The 13802-nt window shown below is 61.5% G+C and carries 12 protein-coding genes; 7 read left to right on the top strand and 5 right to left on the bottom strand.

The genetic code is table 11. The features are described from left to right. Positions 1 to 64 precede the first annotated feature (64 nt). Positions 65 to 193, bottom strand: a complete 129-nt coding sequence (locus N5J71_RS18155; protein WP_255311661.1) for a hypothetical protein — start codon at positions 191 to 193, stop codon at positions 65 to 67. A 12-nt stretch (positions 194 to 205) separates the two neighbouring features. Next, on the bottom strand, positions 206 to 1630 hold the full coding sequence (locus tag N5J71_RS18150; protein ID WP_074859874.1) for an aspartate ammonia-lyase: 1425 nt from the start codon (positions 1628 to 1630) through the stop codon (positions 206 to 208). A gap of 354 nt (positions 1631 to 1984) precedes the next feature. Between N5J71_RS18150 and N5J71_RS18145 the strand changes: the two genes are divergently transcribed. Beyond that, complete coding sequence (locus tag N5J71_RS18145; RefSeq protein WP_004422954.1) at positions 1985 to 2890, top strand: LysR substrate-binding domain-containing protein; 906 nt, start codon at positions 1985 to 1987, stop codon at positions 2888 to 2890. Positions 2891 to 3039: 149 nt separating this feature from the next. Here N5J71_RS18145 and N5J71_RS18140 read toward each other — a convergent pair whose 3' ends face one another. Beyond that, entirely contained in the window at positions 3040 to 5616 is a 2577-nt protein-coding gene (locus N5J71_RS18140; protein WP_279531644.1) for a DEAD/DEAH box helicase, read from the bottom strand. 12 nt (positions 5617 to 5628) lie between these two features. Continuing rightward, on the bottom strand, positions 5629 to 7323 hold the full coding sequence (locus tag N5J71_RS18135; protein ID WP_206408509.1) for a site-specific DNA-methyltransferase: 1695 nt from the start codon (positions 7321 to 7323) through the stop codon (positions 5629 to 5631). 131 nt (positions 7324 to 7454) lie between these two features. Here N5J71_RS18135 and N5J71_RS18130 point away from each other — a divergent pair, with 131 nt between their 5' ends. Beyond that, complete coding sequence (locus N5J71_RS18130; protein ID WP_206408510.1) at positions 7455 to 7826, top strand: helix-turn-helix domain-containing protein; 372 nt, start codon at positions 7455 to 7457, stop codon at positions 7824 to 7826. Positions 7827 to 8142: 316 nt separating this feature from the next. On the opposite strand, the gene N5J71_RS18125 is transcribed toward N5J71_RS18130, so the two are convergent. Further along, the gene (locus tag N5J71_RS18125) at positions 8143 to 9192 is read right to left on the bottom strand and encodes a polyamine ABC transporter substrate-binding protein (protein WP_279917363.1); all 1050 of its coding nucleotides are present in this window, start codon (positions 9190 to 9192) and stop codon (positions 8143 to 8145) included. On the opposite strand from N5J71_RS18125, the gene N5J71_RS18120 reads away from it, so the two are divergent. The 5 genes from N5J71_RS18120 to N5J71_RS18100 are packed head-to-tail and all read left to right on the top strand — an operon-like array spanning position 9146 to position 13651. After that, positions 9146 to 9403, top strand: a complete 258-nt coding sequence (locus N5J71_RS18120; RefSeq protein ID WP_394355878.1) for a PepSY domain-containing protein — start codon at positions 9146 to 9148, stop codon at positions 9401 to 9403. The genes N5J71_RS18125 and N5J71_RS18120 overlap by 47 nt on opposite strands. 41 nt (positions 9404 to 9444) lie before the next feature. Beyond that, complete coding sequence (locus tag N5J71_RS18115) at positions 9445 to 9747, top strand: PepSY domain-containing protein (protein WP_074859864.1); 303 nt, start codon at positions 9445 to 9447, stop codon at positions 9745 to 9747. 10 nt (positions 9748 to 9757) lie between these two features. Further along, the gene (locus N5J71_RS18110) at positions 9758 to 11035 is read left to right on the top strand and encodes a sialidase family protein (protein WP_279917364.1); all 1278 of its coding nucleotides are present in this window, start codon (positions 9758 to 9760) and stop codon (positions 11033 to 11035) included. Continuing rightward, complete coding sequence (locus N5J71_RS18105; RefSeq protein WP_257598338.1) at positions 11028 to 11618, top strand: hypothetical protein; 591 nt, start codon at positions 11028 to 11030, stop codon at positions 11616 to 11618. Before N5J71_RS18110 ends, N5J71_RS18105 begins: the two co-directional genes overlap by 8 nt. After that, the gene (locus N5J71_RS18100; RefSeq protein WP_257598339.1) at positions 11615 to 13651 is read left to right on the top strand and encodes an LTA synthase family protein; all 2037 of its coding nucleotides are present in this window, start codon (positions 11615 to 11617) and stop codon (positions 13649 to 13651) included. The genes N5J71_RS18105 and N5J71_RS18100 overlap by 4 nt, the downstream gene beginning before the upstream one ends. The last annotated feature ends 151 nt before the right edge of the window (positions 13652 to 13802 follow it).

Genomic DNA, 13802 nt, shown 5'->3' with positions numbered 1-13802 from the left:
AAAAAAGGGATGGCCGAGGCCATCCCTGAAGATCGAGGCTGGTGATGCCTCCTATGAAAGACGCTCAGCTGCGTTGACGAGCTGGTGCCTGGCTCGCGCCGGTGTAGAAACCCGCCAGGCCCGGCCAGAAGCGGCGCGGCGGATGCAGGGTGCGGAACAGGAACTTGACGCTGGGGGGCTGTGACGGTTGCATGGTCGTTCTCCGTTACTGCTGCAGGGGCACGAGGCGTGGGGCGATCATGTTCTCGGGGCGCAGAATGTCGGCCAGGGTGGCCTCATCCAGCAACTGCTCCTCGCGCACCAGTTCCAGCACGCCGCGCCCGCTTTCCAGGGCGACCTTGGCGATGCGCGTGGCGTTCTCGTAGCCGATGTAGGGGTTCAGCGCGGTGATCAGGCCGATGGAGTTTTCCATCAGTTCGCGGCAGCGTGCTTCGTTGGCGGTGATGCCGTCGATGCACAGTTCGCGCAGCATATCCATGGCGCGGGTGAGCAGGCGGATCGAGTCGAAGATCTTGTAGGCGATCAGCGGCTCCATCACGTTCAGCTGCAGTTGGCCACCTTCGGCCGCCATGGTCAGCGCCAGGTCGTTGCCGATCACTTCGAAGGCCACCTGATTGACTGCCTCGGGGATCACCGGGTTGACCTTGCCCGGCATGATCGAGCTGCCCGGCTGACGCGCCGGCAGGTTGATTTCGTTGATGCCGGTACGCGGGCCGCTGGACAGCAGGCGCAGGTCGTTGCAGATCTTCGACAGCTTGACCGCCGTGCGCTTGAGCATGCCGGAGAACAGCACGAAGGCGCCCATGTCGCTGGTGGCTTCGATCAGGTCGGCCGCCGGCTTGAGCGGGTGACCGCTGATCACGCTCAGGCGCTTGACCGCCAGGGCCTGGTATTTCGGGTCGGCGTTGATGCCGGTGCCGATGGCGGTGCCGCCTAGGTTGACCTCGGTGAGCAGCGCCGGGGCGAGCATCTTCAGGTGCTGTAGGTCTTCGCCCAGGGTGGTGGCGAAGGCGTGGAATTCCTGACCCAGAGTCATCGGCACGGCGTCCTGCAACTGGGTGCGACCCATCTTCAGCACATGGCCGAACTCCAGCCCTTTGGAGGCGAAGGACTGAATCAGCTTGTCCAGCGCACTCAGCAGGCTGTCATGGCCGAGCAGCAGGCCCAGGCGAATGGCAGTCGGGTAGGCGTCGTTGGTCGACTGCGCCATGTTCACATCGTTGTTCGGGTGCAGGTGCTGGTACTGGCCTTTCTCAAAGCCCATGGCCTCCAGCGCGATGTTGGCGATGACCTCGTTGGCGTTCATGTTGGTCGAGGTGCCGGCGCCGCCCTGGATCATGTCGACCACGAACTGCTCGTGGAACTCGCCCTGGATGATGCGTGCGCAGGCGGTGCTGATTGCCGTGTGCTTGGCGGCGGACAGATGGCCCAGCTCGCGGTTGGCGTCCGCCGAGGCCTGCTTGACCATGGCCAGGCCGATTACCAGCTTCGGATAATGCGACAGCGGCACACCGGACAGGCGGAAGTTCTGCACGGCGCGCAGGGTCTGGATACCGTAATAGGCATCGGCGGGGACTTCGAGGGTGCCGAGCAGGTCTTTTTCGACGCGAACAGATGCAGCAGGGGACATGATCGAGATGACTCTTGGGGAATACGGCGAGTGCCGCGATACCCATAGAATAGGGGCTCCAACCGTCTCGCTACCAATGCCGTTACTTGCTGCCCTATGCACAATCGGCATAATGTCGAAGTGACCGCGCACTAGCGACAAACGTAGGGTGGGTTAGCCGCATGCCACCGGCGTCAAATGTCACGCCGATAGCGCTGCGGCGTAACCCACCACCGGCGCAACACGGTCGGCCCTCTGATTGTTTCTGTAGGAGCCGCGCCTCGCGGCGAATGCTCTGGCCGGGCGCCAGAAATCCTTCGCCCCGAGGCGCGGCTCCTACACGGGCGCAAACCGGATCAGCACGCGGAGCCTGCGATGAACCTGGAAACCAAATGGCTGGAAGACTTCGTCACCCTGGCCGCCACCCGCAGCTTTTCCCAGGCTGCGGAAAAGCGCTTCGTCACCCAGCCGGCATTCAGCCGACGTATCCGCAGCCTGGAAGGCATGCTCGGCCTGACCCTGGTCGACCGTTCCTGCACCCCGGTCGAGCTGACCGAGTCCGGCAAGTTGTTCCTGGTGACCGCGCGCAGCCTGGTCGAACAGCTTGGCGAAGTGGTGCGCCACCTGCACAACCTCGAAGGCCAGCAGGGCGAGATGCTGTCGATTGCCGCCGCCCACTCGCTGACCCTGGGTTTCTTTCCGGAATGGATCGCCCGCCTGCGCCGCGAAGGTCTGCCACTGACCACCCGCCTGGTGGCGACCAACGTCGGCGAAGCGGTGCATTCACTGCGTGAAGGCGCCTGCGACCTGATCCTTGCCTATTACGACCCTGACGCGGCGCTGCAGATGGACCCGGCGATCTTCCCCTCGCTGCACCTGGGCGCCACATCGATGTTGCCGGTATGCGCGGTCAACGAGTCCGGCGCGCCGCTGTACGACCTCGACAATGGCCAGAGCGTACCGCTGCTGGCTTACAGCGCCGGCGCCTTTCTCGGTCGCTCGGTCAACCTGCTGCTACGCCAGCGCGCATTACGCTCGACCACCGTGTACGAAACCGCTATGGCCGACAGCCTCAAGAGCATGGCCCTGCAGGGCATGGGCGTGGCCTGGGTGCCACGGCTATCAGTGACTGCGGAACTGGCCCGTGGCGAACTGACTATCTGTGGCGCAGAGCAGTGGCAGATTCCACTGGAAATCCGCCTATACCGCTGCGCCCTGGTGCGCAAGGCGGCGGTGCGTTTGCTGTGGCGCAAGCTGGAGACGGGGGAGGTGGGTGGCTGAGTGCCCTGCGGGTAAAGTGTTCGCGGCTGAAGCCGCTCCTACGGGGTGTGCGGTGTTCCGTAGGAGCGGCTTCAGCCGCGAGCTTTTGGGGTGTTTTATCCAGTCTTCGTGGTGTTGATTGCACCTTTATGTTTACAGGACTGTTCCACTCAAAGCGCTTTGACCAAATCACAGGCCTGCGCCCAGGTAATCGCCCCATCCAATGGATCCGTCTCAAACACCATCCGGTAGCGGTATTTAATCCCGGCTCGTGCTTCCCAGAGACTTCCCAGTTCGATTTTCGCGGCGCTATCGGAGTTGTCCCTATCGCTGCCTTTGGTTTCCAACAAGACGATCACTCCCGATTTCAGGCACACGATAAAGTCGGGATAGTGATTGAGTGCTCCGTTGAGTACGAAACCTTTGTTGACAAGGTTGCGATGCCACCAGCGAACGTTGTCGCAGTCCATCAGGAAGTCGGCCATGCGTTCTTCCAGGCCATTGCCTCGTTCTTCACGCAGGTACAGGCTGTTTTCCGTGGCGATGGCAGAGGTGTGCCGGGGTGCGATCTCGCTCGACAGCGCATGATTTTCACGCAGCTCGATCTTGCCCAGGCCAAGCCATTCCTTGAAGCGCTTGCGTGCGAATTGCTGAATTTCCTTGCGCACGCGTTTGCGAATGGCATCGACATAAGCGTGCTGTTGCTCTACGACCAACTCCAGATCCCCAGGGCTCAGGCGCGCCAGGATCTTGTTGATGTAGGCCAGCAAATCACTGTCAGCCAATGGCGGCATCTTGCCGATCCAGTTGTTGACCAGCCCGCTCAATTGCCGGCGCTTGGCATCCGCATCAAGGTTTGACAGGTAATCGCGCCACCGACGAATCTCCTGATCCTTGAGTCTTACCCGCGTAGGCTCGTAATCCCCTGCCGACTCTCCGACCTTGAGCAAATCCAGCTTGATCAGATCGCCGCTGGCCGGGGCCACGGCAAAATCATTGACGTCGCAATCTGCAATCTGGAAGCCCGACAGCAAGGCATCGCGTTCGAGAAAGACATGCCCCTGCTCGAACAGGGAGGAACCGGGCATTACCTGAAAGAACTGCGGTAAACGCAAGGCTGCCACCTGCTCGGCAAAGGCTTGGCGAATCGGGTAAACATCCATGGCGTTCCTTACTTCCTGTGCCTGGTAGTTGCCGTTCAAGGCCTGACTGGCCTGTTCAAGCTCGGCGTTGGCTTGCAGGGCAAACGCCATAATGTCTTCAACTGTTGCGTTAGCTGAGCTGCTAACGGGCGCTTGCGCTGGCGTCGTGGTTGGTGAGTCAAAGAGCGATCCAGATGCGCTCGGTGGTGGCGTTTTTCCTGTGCTCGGTGCCACGGCCACCGGCGCCTGAGATTCGTCGCGGGCACGAAAGTCTCGACGGCTGAAGCCGGCCCGGTTGAGACCGGCGACGATCTTTTCCAGCGTCTGGCCAAACTGTGCCGAAGAGGTCAGCACATAACTCATGTTCAACTGCTCACGGCCATGCGGGCGCACATAAGGCTGGCGCAGGATGCGGCCAAGAATCTGCTCCACATCCACGGCAGACGAGCGATCAGCCAGGGTGGCCAGGATGTAGGCGAACGGGCAGTCCCAGCCTTCCTTGAGCGCATTGATGGTAATGATGAAGCGTACCGGGCAATCCGCCGCGCTCAGGTCGATACCTTTCAGTTCGTCCAGATTGGCCGTTTTGATCTTGATCCAGTCTTCTGGCACACCGCGATTGAGCAGTTCGGCCTTGGCCTTCTCGAAGGTCAGAGCGGCATCCTTGCTCTTGCTTTCGGCCTGCACCAGCACGATAGGTCTGATCCGGCAGCCGCCGTCTGCTTGCTCGGCACTCGCTTCGGCTTCCAGGCGAGCGCGCAAATCGATGGCGCGGCTGAGCACTGCCTCCTGATCCGGCAGGTTTTGCACGATGACCGGGAGCTTGACCATGTGCTGATCACGCAGCGCCATCGCGTCGGCGAAGCTGATGATATTGGCGCCTTCGCGCGGCGTAGCTGTCAGCTCAAACACAAAAGCGGGGTTGAGGTTACAGAGCATCTCCTGAGAGAGGCCGCTGGTGACGTTATGGCTCTCGTCGACGATAACCACAGGGTTGAGGCCGGCCATGGCCGCGACCAGCGAGGCGGGGTCGGTGCCTTCTGCCAGTGCCAATGCGGTTTCACTGAAGTCTTCCAGTGCGCTGTTTTCCTGGTACAGCTTGCGGTTTTCTTTATTGGTCGCGCGCAGGCTGTCGTAGCTGAGCACGGTCAGCACAAGGCCGTCGCGTACTTCGTCGAGGCTGAACTGGCCGCCAGCGAGCAATTCGCTCTTGTCCAATACCGTTACCCGGCCATCGAACAAACGATTGAGCGTCTGTCGGTATGGGTGATCGGGGTTGCGCAACGCCGTTAGCACTTGCTGCAAAATCGATAATGAAGGCACCAACCAGATGCACAGCCGTGCATCCCCCTGGCGCCGTTGTAGGCCGCGAAAAATGGCCTCCGTCGCATGCAGACCAATCAGGGTCTTGCCGCCTGCCGTGGGCACTTTGGCGCACACCTGCGGGGCGCTGTGCTGCGCGGCTTTGTAGCCGGGCATCTTTACTGCGCCGACGTCGTCCCAATGTGCACGGTAAGCCAGCACGCTATCGTTGCAGGCCTGCCAGCGCTTGATGAATGTCTCCAGGTCGCGGATCACCTGGCTCTGATAGGTGTTCAGTTCCATTGCGGTGACTCCTTAAATCCGGGTGATATCGCGAGGGATCTTCTTGAAGCGCAGGTTGTGCCGGCGCATAAGCTCCTCGCCCAGCGCCAACTGATCGGCATAGAACAGGGTCGGCCCGGGCGTCTGGATCAGCTCGTTGAGCAGATCCATATCCAGGCAGGTGATGCGCTCGGGCTCGTAGCAGAAGAACACCCGCTGACCATTGGCTTCGCCGAGCCAGTAGCGATGTCGGGGATTGTCGAGAGACGCCAGCTCCTGCCGAGGAATGCACTCCAACCAGGCGATATAGCTGCGGATGGCTGGCAGGCCGACAGCAGGGTTGAGCTGTTGCTGTGAGTCGAACAGCGGTTCGCCCAAGCGCTGGAAGGTGAAGGCACCACCCAGCCCGGCCACCGCCTTGTCGCCCTCGCCATAGCCGCTCATGACCCGCCGCACACGCTCGGCGGTCAGGCTGTCGGCGTAGTCCATCATCTCGATCAGGATAAAGCGGCGATTACCGCCATCCTGAGCATTGAGTTTGAGGACGGCATGAGCCGTGGTACCGGAGCCAGCGAAGGAATCGAGGATGACTGCGTCAGGCTTGGACGAAAAAGATAAGAAATCAAATATCAATTCTGAAGGCTTTGGGTAGTCGAAAGGGCGGTTGTTTTCAGGGAATATTGCCTTGATCTCATTTGTGCCGGTTCGTCCGTCAAGCTCAATGACGGACGAAAACTTCGACTTGTAGTCGCTTACATAAAGCTTTAACTCTACGAGCTTTGATTCATCTTTGCCGAAGATGATCCTGTCCTGCTCAAGCAGTGACTGCATTGTCTCCCATGGGAATCTATATCCCATAAGTGGCTGCTTGCACGGCTTTCCAGTTCTTGGATGTATAACGTCATTGGGGGCTTCGTATCTATAACCCTCTTTCCCAGGGTTATGAACGCTGCGGCTTCCTGTATAGATGCCGCCTGAATCTATGAACTTATAATCTTGAAATGGCCATATTTCATGCTTATGCTCTTTATACCAAGCCGAATATTCTTCTTGCATTCCCTTGGCGCTGCCATGCCTGCTTACTATCTGCTCACCCAGGTCAATCAAGGCTTGTTTAGATGCAAGTTCGGCTGATTTCCAGATGGCTTCGATTGATGATTTCTTCTTGGCATAGCAGATTACATACTCATGCTCTAGCGAGATGTTGGTGGGGTTATTGTCAGTAACATTACGCCAGCAAATTTCTCCCACCCAGTTGGAGGCAAGAAATATTTCATCCATGATTGTCTTGAGTGAGGCCAGTTCATTCCTGTCAATGCTGATAAGAATGACTCCATCATCTTTGAGTAGGCGATGTAATAACTTCAACCGTGGATACATCATGCACAGCCACTTATCGTGGCGGCTCATATCCTCGCCTTCCTTGCCGACGACTTGCCCCAGCCACTTCTTGATACGTGGATCGTTGACGTTGTCGTTGTACACCCAGCCTTCATTGCCCGTGTTGTAAGGCGGGTCGATGTAGATGCATTGCACCTTGCCCTCGAACTCGGGCAGCAGGCTTTTCAGCGCTTCCAGGTTGTCGCCCTGGATGATGCGGTTGTCCGTGCTGTTACCTGGCGTGCCGGCAGGTGCCTGATAGTGGTGGTCGTCGAGCAGTACCCGGTAGGGCACGTCACGATGGTGGTGTTTGACCTTGTCCTTCCCGACCCAATGCAGCGTTGGCATGCGTTTCGCCTTGTCCTGAAACCGCTCGACGCAATGATCGGCCGAGCTATTTGCTTTAAAGGCAAAATCATAAAGTAATTTGCTTTGATTGTTTTGCCTCAAAGGCAAAGCGGGGCAAAGAATCGCGCCCCATGCACATCGGCCAAGTCATCTACGCGCTGCGCCAGGAGCGCCAGCTCACTCAGGAAAAATTGGCACTGGAGGTCGAAACGGCCACCAGCAACCTGTCGCGCATCGAGCAAGGTAAGAGCAGCCCATCCCTGGCATTGCTGGAGCGTCTAGCAAGGGCTCTGAATACCAGCGTGACCGCAATCTACGCGGAAGCTGAGGGCTTCAAAATCGAATCGGGAGCGCTGCTGTCTGTGAGAAAAACGCACGAGACGGACTATTCACGCGAGGCGCTCCAGCTACGGCAAGGTTTCCGCGATCTGTCGCCAGCGAATCAGAAACTGGCTTTGGAGTTCATGCGTATGTTAAGCCGGCTCGAACGCGAGGACGGCTAGCGATAGATGCTTAGCGAAGCCAGCACGTAGCCTGGATTGAGCACAGCGAAACCCAGGGCAGGTGATGGGTTTCGCGTTGCTCTGCCCATCCTATGATCCTGCAAAGATCAGAAGATGCATCTTGATCGTTCCCTGGCTCAGCGTGGTAACGCAGCCCGGGACGCTCTGCGCCCGTCACGACCTTCACAGTCACCAGCGCAGCCAGGCATAACGCGCAGCGTCGCAAACGCAGGTGCCCACGCAGAGCGTGGGCACCATCGGTACAAAGTGCGTCGTGGGCGGCATTCCGCTTCAGCCGCGAGCCTTTAGCGACGAATCACTTACCCGACTTGATCGACGTCCACGCCCGCGTACGCACACGCTCGATCTTCTGCGGCAGCGGCTGCACCACGTACAGCGACTTCTGCAGCTCCGGCGTCGGGGTCAGGTCGTGGTCGTCGGCGATTTCCGCGCCCACCAGCTGCATGCCCGGCACGTTGGGGTTGGGGTAGCCGAGAAAATCGCTGATCGGGGCGATGACCTTGGGTTCGAGCAGGTGGTTGATGAAGGCATGCGCCTCATCGACGTTCTGCGCGCTCTTGGGGATGGCCCAGGTGTCGAACCAGATCGGCGCGCCTTCTTTCGGCAGGCGCCAGTTGACCACCACGCCGTTGCCGGCTTCCCTGGCGCGGTTGGCGAACTGGTAGAAGCTGCCGGAGTAGCCAATGGCCACGTAGATATCGCCGTTGGCGATGTCGGTCATGTACTTGGCCGAATGGAAGTAGGCTACGTACGGGCGCACTTTCAGCAGCAGTTCGGTGACTTTTTCGTAATCAGCCGGGTTGCTGCTGTTGGGGTCCAGGCCCAGGTAGTGCAGGGCGATGGGGATGATCTCGGTGGGCGAGTCGAGCATGGCCACGCCGCAGGCTTTCAGCTTCTCCATGTTCTCGGGTTTGAACACCAGGTCCCAGCTGTTCACCGGAGCATCCTCACCGAGTGCGGCCTTGACCTTGTCCGGGTTGTAGCCGATCAGCACGGTGCCGTACATGTAGGGCACGCCGTACTGGTTGCCCGGGTCGTTCTTCTCCAGCAGGCCGAGCAGCACCGGGTCGAGGTTCTTCCAGTTGGGCAGCTTGGACTTGTCCAACGGGGCGAACACGCCGGCCTTGATCTGGGTTTCGAGGAACTGGTTGGACGGGATCACCAGGTCATAGCCGGAGTTTCCGGTGAGCAGCTTGGCTTCCAGCGCCTCGTTGGTCTCGAAGGTGTCCCAGGTGATCTGAATGCCGGACTCCTTCTGGAAGTCCTTGGGCACGGACGGCAGGATGTAGTCGGCCCAGTTGTATACGCGCAGCTCCTTGGCCTGCACCGCGCCGGCCTTGGCCAAGACCGAATGCACCACGGCCGAGCGTTCAACCTGGCAGGACCCCGAGCAGTTTCAGGCCAAACTCGTGGCCGATGGTTACAGAATCAACACGTTCAAGATCACCGAAGGCAATTGCTACGAGATCTATGGTTTTGATCGAGAAGGCCGTAAAGTCGAGATCTACCATGACCCGGTCAGCGGCAACGCCGTGAAGACCGAGAGCAAAGACTGATCATCACCCCAGGCGTTATGCCTTCTTGACGAGAATCTGCCATGCCCCGTTTAGCCCGAGCCGTACTGGGCAGCCTGCTGATGCTGTGCGCCACACCGTTACTGGCCGATACCGAATGCGCCCGCCCTGATCGCAGCGCCTGGATGCCCGAATCGCAGTTCCGCGAGCAGATGAAGCGCCAGGGCGTGCAGATCACCAAGTTCCGCATCACTCCCGGTAATTGCTACGAGATCTATGGCTTCGACCGTGAGGGTCGCAAGCTGGAAATCTATTACGATCCGGTCGATGCCCAGCCTGTAGAAGACGTGGCCAGCGCACAGCTGGCATTGCCCCGACATCCCTGAATCCGCGACCATAACCTCAACCTTCAAGACCTGCGCCCTGCTGTTGGGCGCCGCCTCCGTGTTCGCCTTCGCCTGGCTCGCCGGCAGCTCGCACGCGTTGGCGCCCTTTGCCCGCGCCCCCGCGCTGCCGGGCAATACGACACCCGCCATGGCGGCGCATTTTGCCTCCTCCGATCTGGAGGATTTCGTTCATTCCGCCTCCATCACCGACCTGCCTGGCGGTGATCTGATGGCGGTCTGGTTCGCCGGCACGCGCGAAGGCGCCGCCGACGTACAGATTCGCGCCGCGCGCTTCGATGCCAGCAGCGGCCAGTGGAGCGCCGAGCGTGTGCTGGCCAGCCGCGAGTCGACCCAGCGCGCGGTCGGCAAGCACATCCGCAAACTGGGCAATCCGGTGATCAGCCTGGCACCGGACAACCGCCTGTGGCTGTTCTACGTCTCGGTGTCGCTCGGCGGTTGGGCCGGTAGCGCGGTCAATGCCATGGTTTCCGACGACCTCGGCGCAACCTGGTCGGCGCCCCGGCAACTGGTCACCAGCCCCTTTCTCAACATCAGCACCCTGGTGCGAGCCGCGCCGGTGTTCCATGCCGATGGCAGCATCGGCCTACCGGTGTATCACGAGTTTCTCGGCAAGTTTCCCGAGTACCTGCACCTGAGCGCCGCTGGCGAAGTGCTGGGCAAGTACCGCATCGGTAAGGGGCGAGATTCCTTGCAACCGACCGTGGTGGCGCTGGACGAACGCCGCGCCGTGGCCCTTTTGCGCTATGCCGGCGAGGAGCATCACCGCGTGCTGGCCAGCTACAGCGAGGACGCCGGGCGCAGCTGGAGCTATCCGCAGCCGGTCGAGCCGAGCAACCCCAACTCGTCCCTGGCGGCGGTCGGCCGCCCGGACGGCAGCTTGCTGGTGGCGATGAACGACCTCGAAGATGGGCGCTTTCGCCTGACCCTTTATGCCACCGACGCCAACCTGGCCAACTGGCGCACTCTCGGCGAGCTCGACGAAAGCCCCAACCCCTGGGGCGAACCGATTGCGCGGGACGAATTTCCCGCCGTGGTCAGTGAGAAATACCTGGCCAGCGGCGGCAAGCCCGAGCAGCAGGCGACTTTCCTCGAGCGGGTGAGCGCGCGCATGTGCAGCGACGACGGTTGTTCCTTCGACTACGAATATCCCTACTTCGTCCGTGATCGCGAGGGTGCCTATCACCTGGTCTATTCGTGGAACGACATGTTCATCAAGCACCTGACCTTCAACGAGGCCTGGGTCTCGGAGCGCCACCCGCATGACTGATTTCTGGCTGCCACACCTGGCCTTTACCCTGTTGCTGTTCCTGATCTTCACCCGGCTGGTGCGTACTGCCCTGCAGCGCGGCATCCTGCTGGCGGGCTGCCTGCTGCTCAGCTTGCTGCCGGTCCAAGGCATCAGCCTGGCGCTGCAGTTGCGTACCTATATCGGCGATCTGTCGGTGGCCAGCCTGGTGCTGCTGGGCTGGGTGACCCTGAGCCGCTTTGGCCTGGCGCCTGCCAGCTCGCGTGATCGGCTGGCCAGCCTGGCGCTGTTCGCCGGTCTGGCCGTGCTGCTCTACCCGGCGGCACTGGGCCTGAGCTATGCCGACCCGTACCAGCTGGGCTTCGAACCCCGGCCGATGCTGCTGGTGCTGGGCCTGCTGTGCGCGGTGCTGATCCTCCAACGCAGCTGGCTCGGTGCACTGGCGCTGGTGTTGGCGACCCTGGCCTTCGCCCTGCGCCTGGGCGCCTCGGAAAACTACTGGGATTACCTGATCGACCCCTACCTGGCCCTCTATAGCCTGGGCGCGCTACTCAGCGCCGCTGTGCGCTGGCTGCTGGCCCGACCGACAAGGAAACTCGCATGAGCTGGCTGAAATCCCGCCGCCTGCATTACCTGGCAGGCCTGACGGCGCTGCTGTTCGTCCTCTTCGCCGCCCTGCGCATGCTGTTCCTGCTGGGCTTTTCCGCTGTCGACAGCATCAGCGACCCGGACGTGCTGCCCACGCTCGGCATCGGCCTGCGCTTTGACCTGCGCCTGGCCCTGCTGCTGATGCTGCCGGTCGGCATCCTGCTGGCGCTGCCCAAGCTGCGCCTGGCGCGTTTTCGCGCCGTGCGCTGGCTGCTGCGCGGTTACCTGGTGTTGGCCGTGGCGGCGCTGGGCCTGCTGTACATCATCGACTTCGGCCACTATGCCTACCTGGGCGTGCGCCTCAACGCCACGGTGCTGCGCTTTGCCGGCGACGCGCAGATCTCCGCCGGCATGCTCTGGCAGACCTACCCGGTGCTGTGGATAACCCTGGCCTGGCTGGCCGGTGTAGCGCTGTCGGCCTGGGCGCTGCTGCGCCTGGAGCGCGCCACCCTGGACCGGCCGCAGGCTCAGCAGGTCGGTGTGTTGCCGGCCCTCGGCGGTGCGGCAGTGGTCGCTGTGCTGGTGTTCTTCGGCCTGCTCGGCCGCGCCAGCGCGCTGAACCTGGAGAACCCGGTGCCGCTGCGCTGGAGCGATGCCTTCTACAGCGGTAACAGTCAGGTCGGTGCGCTCGGGATCAATCCGGCGCTGTTTCTCTTCGACACCCTCAAGCTTGAGCCTGCCGCCTTCGACGAGACGGCCACGCGCGAGCATTACCAGGTGGTGGCCGATTACCTGGGCGTCAGCGAGCACGATGCGCAGGGGCTGAACTTCTTCCGTCACCAGCCGGTGCAGGCGCACCGCATCCAGGCAGAACGCCAGCCCAACGTGATCTTCGTCATGCTCGAATCGCTCGGCACCAGCGCCGTGGGCGCCTACGGCAACCCGCTGAACCCGACGCCCAATCTGGATCGTCTGGCTCAGGAAAGCTGGTTTTTCCGTCACTTCTACGTGCCGGTCACCGGCACCGCCAAGACGGTGTGGGCGAGCATCACCGGCATCCCTGACGTGTCGCGCCAGGAGACCGCCACGCGCAACCCGCTGATCGCCCGCCAGCGCACGCTGATCAACGCGCTCGACGGCTACGAGAAGTTCTACATGATCGGCGGCAACGCCGGCTGGGCCAACATCAATGCGTTGATCCGCCAGAGCATCGACGGCGTGCAACTCTATGAAGAGCGTAACTGGCAGTCGCCCCAGGTGGACGTGTGGGGCATCTCCGACCTGGATTTCTTCAAGGAAAGCACGCGCATTCTCGGCGCTCTGCCCAAGGACAAGCCGTTCTTCGCCTACTTGCAGACCTCCGGCAACCACCGGCCCTTCACCATCCCCAAGGATAACGACGGTTTCGAGGCGCTCGACCTGCCGCTGGAACAGGTGCAGCAGGCCGGCTCGCGCAGTGTCGAGCAGTACAACGCGGTGCGCCTGCTGGACTTCAACATCGGCCGCCTGATGGAGCTGGCCAAGGAGCAGGGCTTCTACGACGACACCATTTTCGTCTTCTTCGGCGACCACAACACCCGCATCAGTCAGATCCCGCACATGGCGCCGGCCTTCGAGCAACTGGGGCTGGAGAGCAACAACGTGCCGCTGCTGATTCATGCACCGAAGTGGCTGGCGCCGCGCGAGTTCGACGCGGCCGTGGGCCTGGCCGACCTGCTGCCGACCGTGGCCGGGCTGGTCGGCGTGCCCTTCGACAACGGCGGTCTCGGCCGCGACCTGCAACTGCCGGCGCCGGAAGGCGAACGCGTGGTGCCGCTGGTGCTGCAGGAAGGCACCTTCCCGGTGATCGGCGCGGTGACGCGCGACTTTCTCGTGCAGATGCAGCACGACGGCAGCTCGCCGACGCTGCACGACCTGCGCTCGCCGACCCCGCGCGACAACGTCGCCGAGCGCCACCCGCAAGAGTTCCAGCGCTTGTTGGCGCTGGGACGTGGCCTGCATGAAGCAGCGCGCTTGCAGATGTATCGCAACGTGCAGGCGCAGGAATGAGCGATGCCTGTGGGAGGCGCTTCAGCGGCGAGCTTTATCGCGGCTGAAGCCGCTCCCACGGTTTCGGTGATCGCCCGGTAATCACACATCGCCCGCAAGCGGGCTCCTACAGGGGAATCGGGCATTTCGTAGGAGCCGGCTTGCCGGCGAT

The sequence above is a fragment of the Ectopseudomonas oleovorans genome (assembly GCF_029845265.1).
Classification (GTDB): Bacteria; Pseudomonadota; Gammaproteobacteria; order Pseudomonadales; family Pseudomonadaceae; genus Aquipseudomonas; species Aquipseudomonas oleovorans.
The sequence above is the reverse complement of the archived record's forward strand: the minus strand, read 5'-3'. Positions and strand labels throughout refer to the sequence as shown.

What these genes read in the sequence shown, in the direction of transcription:
- N5J71_RS18155 (WP_255311661.1), bottom strand. Translation starts at nt 193, where the DNA reads ATGCAACCGTCACAGCCCCCCAGCGTCAAGTTCCTGTTCCGCACCCTG.
- N5J71_RS18150 (WP_074859874.1), bottom strand. Translation starts at nt 1,630, where the DNA reads ATGTCCCCTGCTGCATCTGTTCGCGTCGAAAAAGACCTGCTCGGCACC.
- N5J71_RS18145 (WP_004422954.1), top strand. Translation starts at nt 1,985, where the DNA reads ATGAACCTGGAAACCAAATGGCTGGAAGACTTCGTCACCCTGGCCGCC.
- N5J71_RS18140 (WP_279531644.1), bottom strand. Translation starts at nt 5,616, where the DNA reads ATGGAACTGAACACCTATCAGAGCCAGGTGATCCGCGACCTGGAGACA.
- N5J71_RS18135 (WP_206408509.1), bottom strand. Translation starts at nt 7,323, where the DNA reads ATGCCAACGCTGCATTGGGTCGGGAAGGACAAGGTCAAACACCACCAT.
- N5J71_RS18130 (WP_206408510.1), top strand. Translation starts at nt 7,455, where the DNA reads ATGCACATCGGCCAAGTCATCTACGCGCTGCGCCAGGAGCGCCAGCTC.
- N5J71_RS18115 (WP_074859864.1), top strand. Translation starts at nt 9,445, where the DNA reads ATGCCCCGTTTAGCCCGAGCCGTACTGGGCAGCCTGCTGATGCTGTGC.
- N5J71_RS18105 (WP_257598338.1), top strand. Translation starts at nt 11,028, where the DNA reads ATGACTGATTTCTGGCTGCCACACCTGGCCTTTACCCTGTTGCTGTTC.
- N5J71_RS18100 (WP_257598339.1), top strand. Translation starts at nt 11,615, where the DNA reads ATGAGCTGGCTGAAATCCCGCCGCCTGCATTACCTGGCAGGCCTGACG.